The sequence below is a fragment of the Streptomyces incarnatus genome, from assembly GCF_001027185.1.
GTDB lineage: Bacteria > Actinomycetota > Actinomycetes > Streptomycetales > Streptomycetaceae > Streptomyces > Streptomyces puniciscabiei.
Genome location: NZ_CP011497.1, coordinates 4,064,632 through 4,081,116, shown reverse-complemented (window position 1 = coordinate 4,081,116; position 16,485 = coordinate 4,064,632). Strand labels below are relative to the sequence as shown.

Genomic DNA, 16,485 nt, shown 5'->3' with positions numbered 1-16,485 from the left:
GACCCGGTGATCCGGTGACACCCGGGGAAGCTGTGACCAACGATGCCGTGACGCGGTCCGCCCCACCACCATCAGCTTGTTGCAATGCGAAGGGCGGAGCCTGGTCGATACCCGGGCATAACGGCGTTTTACGGCGGCCCTGTTGTGGTGAGCCGTGTTGCGGACCCGGTCGCCGCCGCGCATAGTTGCGCTGCGGAAGGGGCAGCACACCGGGGGTGAAATGGGCGATGGCCGGGCGCGTGGCGGAGGAGCATCCACACGGCGCCGACCGACTGTGCGCGGCCGGCGACCGGGTCTATTCCCGGGCCGTACGCCGGGGGCGCGTGCCGCGCACTGACGCCGAGGCGGTGCCCTGTCTGCTGGAGCTGGCCCTGCTGCACCCCGACCCCGACGACATGGACTGGCTGGTGCCGACCTCCCCGCAGGAGGTCATGACCAGGCTGCTGCGCGGGGTCTACGACGAGGTCAGCGCGAGCCAGCGGCGGGTGGGCTCGGCGGTGGCCGCCTTCGAGTGGTACGCCGGACTCGGCCGCCGGCTCGGCGCGCCCGCCGCACCGGCCGAGGGCAGCGCGATCCGGGTGCTGGACGGGCTCTCCCGGATCCAGGCCGCGATGGACGAGGCGACCGAGGCGTGCACGACCGAGGTGCTCACCGTCCAGCCCGGCGGCATCCGCCGGGAGGCGGAGCTGACCGAGGGGCTGCACCGGGCGCTGGCCCTGCGCGGCCGGGGCGTGCGCATGCGCGACCTGTACACGCACGTGGCCCGCCACGGGCAGGGCCTGCTCAACTACCTGGAGCTGATGGGCGACACGGTGGAGGCGCGCACCCTGGACGAGGTGATCGACCGGCTCATCCTCTTCGACCGCACGGTGGCCTTCATCCCCGCCAACGCCGACCGCACGATGGCCCTGGAACTGCGCCACCCGGCCCTCGTGGAGTATCTGGGGACCGTCTTCGAACGCCTCTGGCGCCTGGCCATCCCGCTCACCGCCCCGCTGCCCGACACCGGCATCGAGGGCATCTCGCACCGCGAGCAGTCCATCGCCGCGCTGCTCGCCGAGGGCCACCAGGACGCCGTGATCGCCGAGCGGCTCGGCATCAGCGTGCGCACCTGCCGCGCCCATATCGCCCGGCTGTCGGAGACCCTGGGCGCGGCCAGCCGCACCCAGCTGGGCGTCCGGATCGCCCAGGTCGGCCTGGACGGCCACCGCGGGTCCGGGCTGCCGGCCGGCGCGCTCACGGCTCCTGATCAAGGATCCCCGAGCGTGCGATGAGATAGCCGAGCTGGGCGCGGCTGTCGCTGCCGAGGGCCGCGGCGAGCTTGGCGATGTGCAGCCGGGCGGTACGGACGTTCATGCCGAGCCGGTCGGCGATGACGGCGTCGGTGTGGCCCTCGACCAGGAGGGCGGCGATGGCGCGCTGGCGGGGCGTGACGCCGTTCACCGAGGGCGGCCGCACCGCCTCCGGGAACATCGGCGTGGCCAGCCGCCACAGCCGCTCGAAGGTCGTGACGAAGTACTTGATCAGTGCCGGGTGGCGGACCTCCAGGGCGAGGGTGCCGTCGTCGTCGGCGGGCAGGAAGGCGACCTTGCGGTCGATGACGATGAGCCGGTCCGGCACCTCGTCGAGGCTGCGGGCCTCGGTGTCGCCGCGCCGGAAGTGCTCCAACGGGCCGTACACCTCCGGCACATGGCGCAGGGTGTGCTGGTAGAGGGTGCGGATCCGGCCGCCGCGGTCCAGCAGCGCCTGATCGCGCCCGAAGGCGGTGTCGCGGGCCACCGCGCCGCGCCGGCCGGTGAGACCGGCGTGCGGCTGGATGGTCAGGGACTCCTCGGTGGCGTCGACCATCGCGTCCGTGATGGCCCGGTTGATCTGCTCGGTGCCGCTGAGCAGCCGCAGCATCGCCGGTTCGGTGCCCGTGCCGGGCGTCTGCGGCACGTCCATCCGCAGCAGCGGGCCGAACCGTTCCACCAGCCGGTCCTCGCGCCGCCGTTCCTCGGCGACCCGGGCCGCGGAGGCGCGCAGCAGCCGGTGCAGGGCCGCGGTGGGCGTGACCGGTTCGAGCAGGCCGATGTCGTCCAGGGCCGGGTGGAGCAGCCCGAAGTCGGTCAGACAGGGCACGTCGGCGGCGTCGTCGGCGGGTATCCGCCCCTCCCGCAGGGCTCGCCCGTACACCTCCTCCCCGGCGGCACACAGCTCCTCCACCCCGTGCTCCCGGTGCTTCACCGGTCCACCTCCCCCTGCTGGTCGAGGATGCCGGACCGCCCGATGAGATAGCCGAGCTGGGCGCGGCTGTCGCTGCCGAGGGCCGCGGCGAGCTTGGCGATGTGCAGCCGGGCGGTACGGACGTTCATGCCGAGCCGGTCGGCGATGGCGGCGTCGGTGTGGCCCTCGACCAGGAGTGCGGCGATGGCGCGCTGGCGGGGGGTGACACCGCTCGGGGCGGGGGGCTGGGCGGCCTCGGGGTGCATGGGGGTGGCGAGGCGCCAGAGGCGGTCGAACACGGTGGACAGGTACGTCACGACCGGTGGATGGCGTATCTCGGCCGCGAGGGTGCGGTCGGCGCTGGCGGGCATGAAGGCGATCGTGCGGTCGATGACGAGCAGGCGCTCGGGTGTCTCGTCGAGGGTCCGCACCTCGACGTCACCGTTCAGGAGCTCGTAGTGCGCGAGGACGGCGGGATCATGACGGCTGGTGTGCTGGTAGAGCGTGCGCATCCGGCAGCCGCGTGCCAGTATCGCCTGTTCCCGGGGCAGGGCCACGGCCAGCTGGTCCACCGGGCGTCTGCCGCCCGGCTGGACGGTGAGCACCTCGGTGGCGGCGCGGCTCAGCGCGTTGCCGATCGCCTCGTTGATCCGGTCGAGACCGCTGTGGATGCGTATCGTCGATGTCTCGCCGAAGGTGCCGGCGCGGTCGGCGCTCGCCCGCAGCAGCGGCTCGAAGGCCTGGGCGAGACGGGCCTCCCGCCGGCGTTCGTCGGCGATGCGCTGCGCGGAGGTGCGCAGCAGTTCCTGCAGGGCGACGGCCGCGGGGACGGGCTCGAACCGGTCCAGGTCCGCCACGGAGGGCTGAAGCAGCCCCAGGGCCGCAAGACAGGGGGCGGCCTCCGTCTCCGCACGGCTGAGGTGCCCTTCACGCAGGGCACGTGCGTACAGCTCCGCTCCCGCCGGACACAGCTGTTCCGCCCCGTGCTCCGGGTGCGGCGGCGCGGTCACCGGGATCCCCTGCGCCGTGCGCGGTTCACCGGTGCCCGTCCGGTTCCGGCCGCGTGTACTCCTTGTCCAGGAGTCCCGACTGGGCGATGAGATAGCCGAGCTGCGCCCGGCTGCCGCTGCCCAGGGCCGTCGCGAGTTTGGCGATGTGCGCCCGGCACGTGCGGACGTTCATGCCCAGGCGCCGGGCGATGGCCTCGTCGACGTGCCCCTCGACCAGCAGCTTGGCGATGGAGTGCTGGATCTCGGTGATGCCGTCGGGGGCGGTCTCGTAGGGGGCGCCGGCGCTCAGCGGGACCGCGCGGGCCCACATGAACTCGAAGACCTTGACCAGATAGCGGACGAGGCCAGGATGCCGGAGTTCGAGGGCGATCTCCCCGTCGTCGCGCGTCGGGATGAAGGCCACGGTCTCGTCGCAGATGATCAGCCGCTCGACGAGTTCGTCGATGGTGCGGTACTCCACCTTGCCGTCGGTGAACTGGGCCACGTAGGCCAGCGTCTCCGGGCTGTAGCGGGCCGGGTGCTGGTAGAGGGTGCGGATGCGGCAGCCGCGTTCGATCAGCGGCCGGTCGCGCTCCAGGGCCTTGTTGAGGGTGTGTTCGAGCCGCCGGCGGCTCGGCTGCACGGTCAGCATCTCGGTCTGGCACTGGGACGTGGCCAGATCCAGGGCCGCGTTGATCCGGTCCAGGCCCTCCAGCACGGTGATCGAGTGCGTGGTCGCCGTGGGCTGGGCACTGATGCTCATGAACGGCTCGAAAGCGTCGGCGAGTTCGATCGACTGGCGCCTGCGCTGGCTGATCTCCTGCTCGATGGGGTTGAGCCGCTGGGCCAGGGCAATGGATGGGGGGACCGGACGCAGCCAGTTCGGGTCGTCGGGGTCGGGATGAAGGAGGGCGAACTCCATCAAGCAGGGTGCCGGCTCCACATCCGCACGGGCTAGGCGTCCCGTCCGGAGAGCGTTCCCGTAAAGGCGGCGCCCGTCCTCGCACAGGTCGGTCAGCCCGTGGGGATGTGTCCGCTTAGTCTCATTTATCGCCAAATCTCCACCCCCCAGGGTCCTGAACGTGCAGGAACATGATGCATCGATTGTGTGGCCATGACGTGCCGGAATGGGCCATCGTCGTATTCGGACGGGGGAGAGGTGACCTTCAAATGAGGACGAAGCCGACTATGCATAAGAGAATGCTTCGCTCGGCGCTTGTCGCCGCCTTCTCCGCCGTGCTGGCCTTCGGAGTGATGACCGGTCATGCGGGGGCGAGGAGTGATGCCGCGCAGGACAGCAGCTGGCTGGTGAAGGCCGCGCCCGGCGACAGCAGTTGGCTGGTGAAGGCCGCGCCCGGTGACAGCAGTTGGGTGATCACGGCGCCGGCCGCTCAGGGCGACAGCTCGTGGGTCGCCCCGACGGACAGCAGCTGGGCCGTGCGGTCATGACCACTCCACCCGACGACCGCTCCTTCCGCCGCGAAATGGCCACGGCCTACCGCTCCGGCTGGCACTTCATCGACCTGGTCACCGCCATCCCCCACAGCGGCGACTCGTTGATGGTGACCGTGTTCGGTGAGCCGGTGGTCGTGACGCGGGACGAGGACGAGGACGTGCGGGCGTACCGGTGTCTGCGCAAGCCGCGTGGCGCGCCGCAGCCGGTGCGGTGTGCCATCCGGTACGGAATGATCTTTGTGAACCTCGACCAGCGCGACCACCGGCTCGCCGAGCCGACGGACCAGGACCTGAGGACCATCTCAGCCACCCCCCGCAGTGCCTGACGCGATTCCCCCGTCGTAAAAGATCGCTCAGGTGCTTCCCCCCGCAGCGGCGTCACCGTGACCTGAACACGGTGACGCCGCTGCAGTTTTCTGGGGATTTTCCATGGCATTTCCTGGTATGGGTTGCCTGTCAGGGTGGCTGAAAGTTTTCGGTCGGCTCAGTCGTTCCCCAAGGTCCGCTCCACGGCGATCTCGATCACCACGCGCGCGGGATTCGGCCGCGGAGTCCGCTCGTAGCGCTCGGCGTAGCGCCGTACCGCCTCCGCCACGCGCTCCGGTTCCGTCCGCACCCGTGCCCGCCCCTCCAGCGTGGCCCAGCGCCGGCCGTCCACCTGGCACACCGCGACCCGGGCGCCCTCGGGTCCGGCCGCGCGCACATGTCCCGCCTTCGCGCTGGTCCCGCTGGTGATCACCCTGGCCAGCCCGGCCTCCGCGTCGTAGGTCACCCCCACCGGCACCACGTGCGGGCTGCCGTCGGGGCGGAGTGTCGTCAGGGTGCACAGGTGCCGTTCTCGCCAGAACGCCAGGTACTGCTCGGAGTCGATCGCCATGCCCGCAACCTAGTCCCCGCAAGACCTCCACCGTCCTCCTTGAGCGGAATAGACTCAACTTTGTGTACGCTGGTTAAGTCAGCAGCGAAGAGAGTGGCCGAGGAGGAGAACGGACAAGGTGGACGCCGAGCTGACCAACAGGAGCCGGGACGCGATCAAGGCGGCCGGCAACCGGGCCGTGACCGAGGGGCACCCGGACCTCACCCCTGCTCACCTGCTGCTGGCACTGCTCCAGGGGCAGGACAACGAGAACGTCACCGACCTGCTCGCGGCCGTCGAGGCCGACCAGGCCGCCGTACGCGCCGGCGCGGAGAAGCTGCTGGCCGCGCTGCCCAGCGTGACCGGCTCCACGGTCGCGCCGCCGCAGCCCAACCGCGAGCTGCTGGCCGTGCTCGCCGACGCCGACGAGCGGGCGAAGGGGCTCGGTGACGAGTACGTGTCGACCGAGCACCTGCTCATCGGCCTCGCCGCCAAGGGCGGCCGCGCCGCCGAACTGCTCCAGGACCAGGGGGCCGACGCGAAGAAGCTGCTGGAGGCCTTCAAGAAGGCCAGGGGAGGACTCCGCGTGACCACCGCCGACCCCGAGGGCCAGTACAAGGCCCTGGAGAAGTTCGGCACCGACTTCACCGCCGCCGCCCGCGAGGGCCGGCTCGACCCGGTCATCGGACGGGACCAGGAGATCCGGCGGGTCGTCCAGGTGCTGAGCCGCCGCACGAAGAACAACCCCGTCCTCATCGGTGAGCCCGGCGTCGGCAAGACCGCCGTCGTGGAGGGGCTCGCCCAGCGGATCGTCAAGGGGGACGTGCCGTCCTCGCTGAAGGACAAGCGGCTGGTCGCGCTCGACCTCGGCGCGATGGTGGCCGGCGCCAAGTACCGCGGCGAGTTCGAGGAGCGGCTGAAGGCCGTCCTCGCCGAGATCAAGGACTCCGACGGGCAGATCATCACCTTCATCGACGAGCTGCACACCGTCGTCGGCGCCGGCGCGGGCGGCGACTCCGCCATGGACGCGGGCAACATGCTCAAGCCCATGCTGGCCCGCGGCGAGCTGCGCATGGTCGGCGCCACCACCCTGGACGAGTACCGGGAGCGGATCGAGAAGGACCCCGCGCTGGAGCGGCGCTTCCAGCAGGTGCTGGTCGCCGAGCCGACCGTCGAGGACACCATCGCGATCCTGCGTGGCCTGAAGGGCCGCTACGAGGCCCACCACAAGGTCCAGATCGCTGACTCGGCGCTGGTCGCCGCGGCCACCCTCTCCGACCGCTACATCACCTCCCGCTTCCTGCCCGACAAGGCCATCGACCTGGTCGACGAGGCCGCCTCCCGCCTGCGCATGGAGATCGACTCGTCCCCCGTCGAGATCGACGAACTCCAGCGTGCCGTCGACCGGCTGAAGATGGAGGAGCTGGCGATCGCCAAGGAGACCGACCCGGCCTCCGTCGCCCGCCTGGAGAAGCTGCGCCGCGACCTCGCCGACAAGGAGGAGGAGCTGCGGCACCTCACCGCCCGCTGGGAGAAGGAGAAGCAGTCCCTGAACCGGGTCGGCGAGCTGAAGGAGAAGCTGGACGACCTGCGCGGCCAGGCCGAACGGGCCCAGCGCGACGGGGACTTCGACACCGCCGCCAAGCTGCTGTACGGCGAGATCCCGCAGCTGGAGAAGGAGCTGGAGGCCGCCTCCGAGGCCGAAGAAGAGGCCGCCAGGGGCACGATGGTCAAGGAGGAGGTCGGTTCCGACGACATCGCCGACGTCGTCGCCGCCTGGACCGGCATCCCGGCCGGCCGCCTGCTGGAGGGCGAGACGCAGAAGCTGCTGCGCATGGAGGACGAGCTGGGCAAGCGGCTCATCGGCCAGACCGAGGCCGTACGGGCGGTCTCGGACGCCGTGCGCCGCTCGCGCGCCGGGATCGCGGACCCCGACCGCCCCACCGGCTCCTTCCTGTTCCTCGGTCCGACCGGTGTCGGCAAGACCGAACTCGCCAAGGCGCTCGCGGACTTCCTCTTCGACGACGAGCGGGCCATGGTCCGCATCGACATGTCGGAGTACGGCGAGAAGCACAGCGTGGCCCGGCTGGTCGGCGCGCCCCCCGGCTACGTCGGCTACGAGGAGGGCGGCCAGCTCACCGAGGCCGTCCGCCGCCGCCCGTACTCCGTCATCCTCCTGGACGAGGTGGAGAAGGCCCACCCCGAGGTCTTCGACATCCTGCTGCAGGTGCTGGACGACGGCCGCCTGACGGACGGTCAGGGTCGCACGGTCGACTTCCGCAACGCCATCCTGGTGCTCACCTCCAACCTGGGCAGCCAGTTCCTGGTCGACCCGACGACGAGCGAGGCGGAGAAGAAGGAACAGGTCCTGGAGGTGGTCCGCACGTCCTTCAAGCCGGAGTTCCTCAACCGCCTCGACGACCTGGTGGTCTTCTCCGCCCTGACCAAGCCCGAGCTGGAGCGGATCGCGCAGCTCCAGATCGGCCGGCTGGGCAGGCGGCTCGCCGAGCGGCGCCTGACCCTGGACGTCACCCCCGAGGCGCTGGCCTGGCTCGCGGAGGAGGGGCTCGACCCGGCCTACGGCGCGCGTCCGCTGCGCCGCCTCGTCCAGACCGCCATCGGCGACCGCCTCGCCAAGGAGATCCTCGCCGGCGAGATCAAGGACGGCGACACGGTCCGCGTCGACCGCTTCGGCGAGGGGCTGCTGGTAGGCCCGGCGACGGGGAAGACGCTGTGACGCCGGGCGGGGGCGCGTAGCCGCCCCCGCCGGATCATGTCGGCCAAAGGCTGACAGGCGGGCGTCGGGGCTTGCACCCCCCCTCCCCCCGTGAGGGAGGATGGCGGAATCCGCATGAAGGGAAATACACGGTGAGCATCGACCCGTCCTCGATTCCGAACTTCGGGGGCCAGCCCGAACCGCAGCCCCAAGGACCGGCGGGCCCCGTCGTCCCGGATCAGGACCTCGTGAAGCAGCTCCTCGACCAGATGGAGCTCAAGTACGTCGTCGACGAGGAGGGTGACCTCGCGGCTCCGTGGGAGCAGTTCCGTACGTACTTCATGTTCCGCGGGGAGGCCGAACAGGCCATCTTCTCGGTGCGGACGTTCTACGACCGGCCCCACAAGATCGACGAGAAGCCGCAGCTGCTGGAGTCCGTCGACGACTGGAACCGCCGCACCCTGTGGCCCAAGGTGTACACCCACACCCACGACGACGGCACCGTCCGGCTGATCGGCGAGGCCCAGATGCTGATCGGCACGGGCGTCGACATCAACCACTTCGTCTCCTCGACGGTCAGCTGGGTGCGGGCCGCGATCGAGTTCGACCGCTGGCTCGTCGAGCAGCTCGGCCTGGAGCAGGAGGTCAACGAGTCGGACGAGCGCGAGAACCCCGAGGGCGACGGCGAGTAGGCCCCGTCCCGGCGGCTACAGCGGTGCCTGCGCGTACACCACGAGGTACGCGCCGTAGCCATGACTGAGCCCGGCCAGGGCCGCGACCAGCACGGTCGCGTGCCAGGGCCGGGCTCTCGCCGTGCGCGCCAGCCCCTGGGCCAGCGGCAGCAGCAGCGGGAACGCCGGCAGCAGGAACCGTGGCTTGGACTCGAAGAACCCCGACCCGCCGAGCGCGATCAGCAGCAGCACCCCGCTGAACACCAGCAGCGGCAGGGGAGCGCGGTCCAGCAGCAGCAGCGCGTACAGCACCGTCGCGGCCGCGACCAGGACCAGCGCCATCGGGAACACGAACGGGCTGCCGTGCAGCAGCATCGCCCGCACGAACCGCAGCGAGCCGCGCCCGAAGTCGAACGTCGACCCCCACAGCCGCTGCACCTCGAAGTAGCCCCCGAACAGGTCGCCCTTGCGCCGCCCGACCCACAGCACATACGCCGTCCAGCCCAGCGGGGCGAGCGCCGCGCCCGTCCACAGCCTGGGGGAAACCCTGCCGCGCCGCCGCCACACCTCGGCTCCGGCCGCGGCCAGCACCGCCGCGGCGACCGCGAACCCGTTCGGCCGGGCCAGTCCCGCGACCGCCGCCAGTGCGCCCGCCCACAGCCACTTCCGGGCCAGCAGCGCGTACAGCGACCAGGCCGCGAACGCGGCCAGCACCGGCTCCGTGTACGCCATCGACAGCACCACCGAGTGCGGCAGCAGCCCCCACAGCAGCACCAGCGCGATACCGGTGGCCCGCCCGTGCAGCCGGGAGCCGACCGCGTGGATTCCGGCCGCGGCCACGGCGGCCGCCGTCCACGAGATCAGCAGCCCGGCGATGCCACCGCCGACCGGGGCCAGCGCGGTCACCGCCCGCAGCAGCACCGGGTACAGCGGGAAGAACGCCAGGTCGCTGTGCGGGCCGGGGTCGGAGGAGGGCAGGTCGTGACCGTAGCCGTGCGCCGCGATGCCCAGGTACCAGACCGAGTCCCAGGACCGGCCGAGCAGGGTCAGGGGATGCCGGCCGGCGACGTGCGCCACGAGGGCGAGCACGGTGACCCCGGTGAGCCGGACCCCGAGGAACAGCCCCACGGCGACCCCGCCCGCCCGCGCCAGGGGCGGCCCGGGGCGGGCGCGCTGCGCCGGCTTGGCCGGGGCTACGGGCGGGGCGAGGGTGGTGCTGGCGTGGGTCACACCTGAGCACCATGCGTGAGGGAGTGGTTCGGCCGCACGGTGAAGCGCCGTTGTGGTGTCCGTCGTCACCCGTCTGCGGGTGCGTCTCGGTCGCTCGCGCCCACGCGGCGGAAGCCGCATGCCGATACGGCCCCGCGCCCCCTTGGGGCGCTACCGCCGCGGACTGCTCACATCGCTCGCAACCGCTCAGCCGCCTCCCGCAGTACGTCCTCCCGCTTGCAGAACGCGAACCGTACGAACGGCGCGCCCGCCTCCCGGTCGTCGTAGAACACGGCGTTGGGGATGGCCACGACGCCGGCGCGGTCCGGCAGGCTGCGGCAGAAGGCGAAGCCGTCCTTCTCGCCGAGCGGGCGGATGTCGGTGGTGATGAAGTAGGTGCCGGCCGGCCGGAAGACCTCGAAGCCCGCCTCCGTCAGGCCCTGCGCGAGGATGTCCCGGCGGGCCAGCATGGACCGGCGGAACTCCTCGAAGTAGGCGTCGGGCAGGGCGAGCGCCTCGGCGACCGCGTACTGGAAGGGGCCCGAGGAGACGTACGTCAGGAACTGCTTCACCGAGCGGACCGCGCTCACCAGCTCCGGCACGGCCGTGACCCAGCCGACCTTCCACCCGGTGAAGGAGAACGTCTTGCCGGCCGAGCCGATCGTCACCGTGCGCTCGCGCATCCCGGGGAAGGACGCGAGCGGCAGATGCACGGCGTCGTCGAAGACCAGGTGCTCGTAGACCTCGTCCGTGACGACCAGCAGGTCCCGCTCGACCGCCAGCTCGGCGATCGCGGCCAGCTCCGCGCGCGTGAGGACCGTACCGGTCGGATTGTGCGGCGTGTTGATCAGCAGGAGGCGGGTGCGGCCGGTGACCGCCGCGCGCAGCTCGTCCAGGTCCAGGCGGAAGCTGCCGTCGTGCGGGCGCAGGGTCACCGGCACGCGCGTGCCGCCCGCCATGGCGATGCTCGCCGCGTAGGAGTCGTAGTACGGCTCCAGGGCCACGACCTCGTCGCCCGGCTCCACCAGCGCCAGCAGCGCGGCCGCGATCGCCTCCGTCGCGCCCGCCGTGACCAGCACCTCGGTGTCGGGGTCGTACGAAAGGCCGTACCGGCGCTGCTGGTGCGCGGCGATCGCGGTGCGCAGCTCCGGGATGCCCGGCCCCGGCGGGTACTGGTTGCCGCGGCCGTCGCGCAGTGCCCGTACGGCCGCCTCCCTGACCTCCTCCGGGCCGTCGGTGTCGGGGAAGCCCTGGCCCAGGTTGATCGACCCGGTCGACAGGGCGAGCGCGGACATCTCGGCGAAGATCGTCGTCCCGAACTCGGCAAGCCGCCGATTGAGGTGAGGGCGTGCGCTGGAGGTCATGGCGGCCATCCTGCGCCCAAGCCCTGCAGTTCCTCAAGGAGGGGCCGTGAGGGATGCGGTCGTCGGTGATGCTGAGGCTTGCACCAGATCGTTCAGTCGATCCTGACGCAGTAGACGAACGGGACGCTGGCCGTGCTTCGACCCGACGTCAGATCGATCGCGCGAACGTGGGCATTCGGGTTTCCGGGAGCGCACCGTCCGGGGAAGCCAGGGGCGAAACCGAAGCTCCCGCCGGCGAATCCCGAGTTCCTGACGGCCGTGACCGTCCGGGACGTGTTGACCGCGCCGGAGAACACGAGGCGGACCGGGCCGTTCACGTTGAAGTGGTCGCCGCTGACTTTGAGGGTGCCGCTTGCCGTACTGGTCCACAGCCGCACCGCCAACCGCCGGTCATCGGCCCGACTGTTGTCGTATCGCGCCTGCGCGCGGGTCTGCGGGGTCACGCAGGTGAGGTCGTCGGAGCCCCATGCCTCACGCCAGACATAGCCCTGCTCGCAGTAGCCGTTGGAGAGGGTCCGGCCGGGGGCCAGAGCGTTGTCGTTGGCGGTGTCCGTACGCGTCTGCGGTGTGACGCACACGAGATCGCTGGCCCGCGCGACCCGCCAGACATATCCCTGTCTGCAGGTGTTGGGCCCGTAGTCCTGGGCGTGGGCGGCCGACGGCGCGCTCAGCCCGCCGCCGATCCCGGCGGCAACCACCATCACCGAGGCCGTGAATCGCCTGAACATGGTCATACCTCCACGGTTGCGAGGTCGCTATGGTTCTGTCGTGATGGTTCTGTCGTGCGTGGCGCTGTAACCGCCGCTTCCGGTAAGGGGGAGGCTGCCGGCCGCCGTGCCCGGCCGTGTCGGCGCGGTACCACATCGGCGCCGGGTTCGGACCCCGCGTCGCGCGCCTCGAAGGGCCTGCTGGTGACGTGGGTTTCAACGCACTACCGCGCGCGGCCTCAGGTCCGACGCGCCGGGCTGTTGTGTGACGGCCCTCGTAACGAGGTTCTCACCGTGGCCTGTGTGGTGCATCTCGGAGGGCGGTCCGACCGCCATGGGCCGGCACCCGGCGTTGCGTTGTCCGCGAGTTGACGCTCAGAAGTTCCTCAACTCCGCTTTGAGCCCGGGGACGGCCGGGCATTCGCCGGTCACCGCGGTCCATGGGGGGCCGCTTCGGGGGAACGGAAGGTGGGTGGCGCCATGATCGTCGGCATCATCTGCGTCGCTGTGGTGTGGGCTCTGTGGGGTTGCCTCCTGGCCGAGCGGCGGAAGGGGCGGCGGAAGGTGTCGCTCGGCAAGCGCGGCGGCGGCCGGTCCCGGTCGTACCGCTCGTCCTCGTCCTCGGCATCGTCGTACGACGGCAGCGGCAGCTGGTGGGCGGGCGAAGTCGACTCCGGTTCGTCGGGCGGGCACCACGGGGGCCACCACGGGGGTCACCACGGCCACTCCTGCGGTGGCGGTCATTCCTGCGGGGGCCACTCCTCCTGCGGGGGTTCGTCCTGCGGCGGGGGTTCGTCGTGCGGCGGGGGCGGATGCGGGGGAGGCAGCTGACACGGGGCAGCCGAGCTCACGGGGAACCGTGTCCGGGCCGCCGCACGCGGGCGCCCGCCGGGCGGGAACAGCCGGCGGGCGCCCGCCGTTCCTTTCCCGCGCCCGGCGCACGCCATGGTTGAACAGTTGAGCAAAGGAGCCCCCTGAGGGATGGAAACCCCACGAAGTTGGGTAAAAACGCTGTGGGGGCGCCTCTTTTCATGATTCCCTCGAAACCGCCAACGCAGCCCCTCGGACGTCCCTGAGACTCCCGCCCCGGCCGAGCCGACTGGGCTGACATGGCCGATCTCCCCCCTCATCGCGTGTTAGCGGAGCCGATCCATGCTCACGACCCTGAACACCTCCTACACCGATACGCGCGCTGCCGACCTAGCCTGGGCCCTGGGGCGCGAGCCGCTCCCGGCCCTGGCCACCCTCGACCTGGAACTCACCGGTGCGAAGCTCCAGTTGAGACTGCTCGGCGCGTCCCACCAGGTGCTGCTCGACGAGGAGCGCGGCCGCTGTTCGGAGACGGTCGCCTGCATCCCCGGCTCCAGCACCCCGCTGCCGCTCGGCGTCGCCAAGCGCGTCGGCGACTGGGAGTACGAGTTCGCCGCACGCGTCGAGGTGCTCACCCCCGGCTCGTTCGCGGGCCGCGCCCAGGAGTTGCTGGCCCTCGTCTCCGACCATCCGCACGGCCTCGCCGGCGTCTTCCCGGGCAGCCCGCACGCCTTCACCGCGATGCTGGCCCAGCGCCACGAGGGCCAGGTGCACTGGCGCACCTGGCACGCCTACCCGCAGGACGGGCAGTTGGTGGCCACCCGGACCCGGGTCGGGGTGCGGGTGCCGTCCGCACAACTGCGCTGAGCACGCCCTGAGGAGATAAACCCCCCGACGTCAACCGCCTCCAGATCCACACGTGTGGGTGACGAAGCGTACCCATCGTGTGACGTAACGTCGCAGAGTGATCGAACCGCACGCTCCCGCGCCCCCGGGTTGCCAGCCGTCCTGGACAGCCCCCGCCCGGCTGCCCGTACGGCCCGGCACCGGGCGGTTCCTGGTCCTCGGGTGCGTCTTCGTCTGCGCGGCCTGCGGGCTCGTGTACGAACTCGAACTCGTCGCGTTCGCCTCGTACTTGATGGGCGACTCGGTCACCCAGGCCTCCGTCGTGCTGTCCGTGATGGTGTTCGCGATGGGCATCGGCTCCCTCGGCGCCAAGCGGCTGCGCTGGCACGCGGCCGCCGGCTTCGGCGCGATCGAGACCCTCCTCGCGCTGGTCGGCGGGTGCAGCGCGATGGCGCTGTACGCCGTCTTCGCCTGGACCGGCGGCTGGGGCGGGGTGTGGGCCGAGGGCCCGCGCTGCCTGCTGGTCGCCTTCTCCCTCGCCATCGGCCTGCTCATCGGCGCCGAAGTCCCGCTGCTGATGGAGCTGATCCAGCGCATCCGCCGGCAGGACGCGGGCGGCGCGGTGGCCGACCTGTTCGCGGCGGACTACGTCGGCGCGCTGGTCGGCGGCCTGGCCTTCCCCTTCCTTCTCCTGCCCGTCCTCGGCCAGTTGACGGGCGCCCTGCTCACCGGCACGGTCAACGTCGTCGCGGGCGGTGCCCTGGTCCTCGGTCTCTTCCGCCGCGACCTCACCCGCCGGGCCCGCTGGACCCTCCTCCTCGTCGGCCTCACCGTCCTCGGCGTGCTCGCCTCCGCCGCGGCCCTCGCCGACGAGTTCGAACGCGCCGCCCGGCACGCCGTCTACGGCAAGGACGTCCGGGTCGCCGAACAGACCGGCGTCCAGGAGGTCGTCCTCGCCGGCGGCACCGACGGCAAGCCCCTCGACCTCTTCCTGGACGGCCGGCTCCGCGTCGGCGGCCGCGACGAACGCCGCTACCACGAGGCCCTCGTCCACCCGGCCATGTCCGGCGGCCCGCACGCGCGCGTGCTGATCCTCGGCGGCGGCGACGGCCTGGCCGCCCGCGAGGTCCTGCGCCGTCCCGGCGTGCGCCGCCTCGACATCGTCGAGCTCGACCCGGGCCTGCTCGACCTGGCCCGGCACGACCCCGGCCTCGCGGCCGTCAACCGCCACGCCTACGACGACCCCCGCGTTCGCACCACCACCGCCGACGCCCTCGACTGGCTGCGCCGTGCCCCGCCCGCCCGGTACGACGTGGTGATCGCCGATCTCCCCGACCCCGGCATCACCGCCAGCACCAAGCTGTACTCCCAGGAGTTCTTCGGCCTGGCCCGCCGGGTCCTCGCCCCCGGCGGACGGCTCGTCGTGCACGCCGGATCCGTCACCGCCCGCCCCCGCGTCTTCTGGACGGTCGCCGCGACCCTGCGCGCCGCCGGCCTCGCCGGCACCCCCTACCGGGTCCTCGGCCACGACTCCGGCTTCCCGGCCGGCCCCGACCGCTCGGCGGGCGCGTCCGGGGCCCCGCACGACTGGGGGTTCCTGCTGGCGAGCCCGGGAGCCACCCCGCCCCCGCTGCGGCTGACCGCCGTGCCGTTGCGCACCCTGACGCAGGCGGGCCTGACGGCGGACGCGCGGGCGGCGCAGCGGACCCGCATCGGGGGACTTCCCGCGTCGACGCTGGTGCACCCCCGGTACTGACGAGCCGGTCGGGCGGGGTGATTTCCGGTCACACCTGGGTAGGCTCACCGGACATGGAGCACCAGGTCTTCGTCCCGGTCCCGCCCGAGCCGCTCAGAGCCGCCCTCGCCGACCCCGCGCGCATCGCCCGCGCGGTCCCCGGCCTGCAACAGGACGCCGGTGCCGACCCCGTCGCCGGACGCCTGAAGCTCCGCGTCGGCGGACACTCGGTCACCTACCGGGGTACGGCACGCGTCGTCGCCCGCGCCGACGGCACGTACGCCGTCGAGGCCGACGCCACCGAGGCCCGCGGCACCGGCGCCGTCAAACTCGCCCTCACCCTGCGCCTCGCGGACACCGAGGGCGGTACGACGGTCACGGCCGAGGGCACGGCCGGCGCGGACGGCCGTATCACGGAGCTGCCGCCGGACGCGGTGCACGCGGCGCTGACCCGCCTGCTGAACCGTTTCGTGGAGAACCTGGCGACGCCCCAGGCGGAGCCGGAGCCCGAGCCCCGGAACGAGGCCGAGCCCGAGCCGGAACCTGAGCCCGAGGAGGAGGCCGAGCCCGAGCCTGGGGCCGACCGCGCCTCGGTGTTCGACACCGAGATCCCCCCGCCGTCCCTGGACCCGGCAGCCGACCGCCTCTCCGACGACTTCGCCGACACCGGCGAGCCCCCCGCCGAGGCCGCCCACGCCCGCCGCACGATGATCGGCCGCAGCGCGGAGGAGGTCGACCATGCCCCGCCGCGGGGGCGATACGCGCCGGTCCCGGCACCGCAGACGGTGACCGCGACCTCCGCACTGCGCTGGGCGGCACCGGCCGCGGCCCTCGTGGTGGCGTCGGCGATCGTCGTCAGCAGGGCACTGCGCAAACGCCGCTGAACGCAAGCGCGCCCCGAAGGGGCGCGGGGAACCGCGCG

Annotated in this window: 15 protein-coding genes; 8 read left to right on the top strand and 7 right to left on the bottom strand. The window is 72.1% G+C overall.

Annotation, left to right across the window (positions count from 1 at the left end):
* Nucleotides 1-227 precede the first annotated feature (227 nt).
* Nucleotides 228-1,274 carry a helix-turn-helix transcriptional regulator gene (locus ABB07_RS18245; RefSeq protein ID WP_208899702.1) on the top strand — a complete coding sequence of 349 codons (1,047 nt, stop codon included), beginning with the start codon at nt 228-230 and terminating at the stop codon, nt 1,272-1,274.
* On the opposite strand, the gene ABB07_RS18240 is transcribed toward ABB07_RS18245, so the two are convergent.
* Genes ABB07_RS18240 through ABB07_RS18230 form a run of 3 tightly spaced genes read right to left on the bottom strand, consistent with a single transcriptional unit; the run spans nt 1,237 to nt 4,212 of the window.
* Entirely contained in the window at nt 1,237-2,226 is a 990-nt protein-coding gene (locus tag ABB07_RS18240) for a helix-turn-helix transcriptional regulator (RefSeq protein ID WP_208899701.1), read from the bottom strand. The two genes, ABB07_RS18245 and ABB07_RS18240, sit on opposite strands and share 38 nt — an antisense overlap.
* Nucleotides 2,223-3,215 carry a helix-turn-helix transcriptional regulator gene (locus tag ABB07_RS18235; protein WP_208899700.1) on the bottom strand — a complete coding sequence of 331 codons (993 nt, stop codon included), beginning with the start codon at nt 3,213-3,215 and terminating at the stop codon, nt 2,223-2,225. The genes ABB07_RS18240 and ABB07_RS18235 overlap by 4 nt, the downstream gene beginning before the upstream one ends.
* A 25-nt stretch (nt 3,216-3,240) precedes the next feature.
* Nucleotides 3,241-4,212, bottom strand: coding sequence for a helix-turn-helix domain-containing protein (locus ABB07_RS18230; RefSeq protein WP_244189774.1), 972 nt, complete (start codon nt 4,210-4,212; stop codon nt 3,241-3,243).
* 182 nt (nt 4,213-4,394) lie between these two features.
* Here ABB07_RS18230 and ABB07_RS18225 point away from each other — a divergent pair, with 182 nt between their 5' ends.
* Nucleotides 4,395-4,643 carry a hypothetical protein gene (locus ABB07_RS18225; protein WP_208899698.1) on the top strand — a complete coding sequence of 83 codons (249 nt, stop codon included), beginning with the start codon at nt 4,395-4,397 and terminating at the stop codon, nt 4,641-4,643.
* Nucleotides 4,640-4,975: a Rieske (2Fe-2S) protein gene (locus tag ABB07_RS18220; RefSeq protein WP_055707997.1), complete on the top strand. Its 336-nt coding sequence runs from the start codon at nt 4,640-4,642 to the stop codon at nt 4,973-4,975. Before ABB07_RS18225 ends, ABB07_RS18220 begins: the two co-directional genes overlap by 4 nt.
* A gap of 158 nt (nt 4,976-5,133) precedes the next feature.
* Here the strand turns inward: ABB07_RS18220 and ABB07_RS18215 are convergent, their stop codons facing one another.
* Nucleotides 5,134-5,526, bottom strand: coding sequence for a pyridoxamine 5'-phosphate oxidase family protein (locus ABB07_RS18215; RefSeq protein ID WP_208899697.1), 393 nt, complete (start codon nt 5,524-5,526; stop codon nt 5,134-5,136).
* Nucleotides 5,527-5,644: 118 nt separating this feature from the next.
* On the opposite strand from ABB07_RS18215, the gene clpB reads away from it, so the two are divergent.
* Both clpB and ABB07_RS18205 read left to right on the top strand, forming a co-directional pair.
* A complete protein-coding gene (clpB, locus tag ABB07_RS18210; protein ID WP_208899696.1) occupies nt 5,645-8,242 on the top strand; it encodes an ATP-dependent chaperone ClpB in 2,598 nt (865 codons plus the stop codon).
* A 131-nt stretch (nt 8,243-8,373) separates the two neighbouring features.
* Nucleotides 8,374-8,913 carry a type III secretion system chaperone family protein gene (locus tag ABB07_RS18205; RefSeq protein WP_208899695.1) on the top strand — a complete coding sequence of 180 codons (540 nt, stop codon included), beginning with the start codon at nt 8,374-8,376 and terminating at the stop codon, nt 8,911-8,913.
* A 15-nt stretch (nt 8,914-8,928) separates the two neighbouring features.
* On the opposite strand, the gene ABB07_RS18200 is transcribed toward ABB07_RS18205, so the two are convergent.
* The 3 genes from ABB07_RS18200 to ABB07_RS18190 form a co-directional block, all read right to left on the bottom strand.
* A complete protein-coding gene (locus ABB07_RS18200; protein ID WP_425264732.1) occupies nt 8,929-10,122 on the bottom strand; it encodes a hypothetical protein in 1,194 nt (397 codons plus the stop codon).
* A gap of 167 nt (nt 10,123-10,289) precedes the next feature.
* Nucleotides 10,290-11,474, bottom strand: a complete 1,185-nt coding sequence (locus ABB07_RS18195; protein WP_208899694.1) for a pyridoxal phosphate-dependent aminotransferase — start codon at nt 11,472-11,474, stop codon at nt 10,290-10,292.
* 83 nt (nt 11,475-11,557) lie between these two features.
* A complete protein-coding gene (locus ABB07_RS18190) occupies nt 11,558-12,199 on the bottom strand; it encodes a hypothetical protein (RefSeq protein ID WP_208899693.1) in 642 nt (213 codons plus the stop codon).
* Between the two features lie 1,125 nt (nt 12,200-13,324).
* Here ABB07_RS18190 and ABB07_RS18185 point away from each other — a divergent pair.
* The 3 genes from ABB07_RS18185 (at nt 13,325) to ABB07_RS18175 (ending at nt 16,447) form a co-directional block, all read left to right on the top strand.
* On the top strand, nt 13,325-13,849 hold the full coding sequence (locus ABB07_RS18185; RefSeq protein WP_208899692.1) for a DUF2617 family protein: 525 nt from the start codon (nt 13,325-13,327) through the stop codon (nt 13,847-13,849).
* Nucleotides 13,850-13,946: 97 nt separating this feature from the next.
* A complete protein-coding gene (locus ABB07_RS18180) occupies nt 13,947-15,584 on the top strand; it encodes a polyamine aminopropyltransferase (protein ID WP_208899691.1) in 1,638 nt (545 codons plus the stop codon).
* A gap of 53 nt (nt 15,585-15,637) precedes the next feature.
* Entirely contained in the window at nt 15,638-16,447 is an 810-nt protein-coding gene (locus tag ABB07_RS18175; protein WP_208899690.1) for an SRPBCC family protein, read from the top strand.
* Nucleotides 16,448-16,485 lie beyond the last annotated feature (38 nt).

What these genes read in the sequence shown, in the direction of transcription:
- ABB07_RS18220 (WP_055707997.1), top strand. Translation starts at nt 4,640, where the DNA reads ATGACCACTCCACCCGACGACCGCTCCTTCCGCCGCGAAATGGCCACG.
- ABB07_RS18215 (WP_208899697.1), bottom strand. Translation starts at nt 5,526, where the DNA reads ATGGCGATCGACTCCGAGCAGTACCTGGCGTTCTGGCGAGAACGGCAC.
- ABB07_RS18190 (WP_208899693.1), bottom strand. Translation starts at nt 12,199, where the DNA reads ATGACCATGTTCAGGCGATTCACGGCCTCGGTGATGGTGGTTGCCGCC.
- ABB07_RS18185 (WP_208899692.1), top strand. Translation starts at nt 13,325, where the DNA reads ATGCTCACGACCCTGAACACCTCCTACACCGATACGCGCGCTGCCGAC.
- ABB07_RS18225 (WP_208899698.1), top strand. Translation starts at nt 4,395, where the DNA reads ATGCTTCGCTCGGCGCTTGTCGCCGCCTTCTCCGCCGTGCTGGCCTTC.
- ABB07_RS18175 (WP_208899690.1), top strand. Translation starts at nt 15,638, where the DNA reads ATGGAGCACCAGGTCTTCGTCCCGGTCCCGCCCGAGCCGCTCAGAGCC.
- ABB07_RS18245 (WP_208899702.1), top strand. Translation starts at nt 228, where the DNA reads ATGGCCGGGCGCGTGGCGGAGGAGCATCCACACGGCGCCGACCGACTG.
- ABB07_RS18195 (WP_208899694.1), bottom strand. Translation starts at nt 11,474, where the DNA reads ATGGCCGCCATGACCTCCAGCGCACGCCCTCACCTCAATCGGCGGCTT.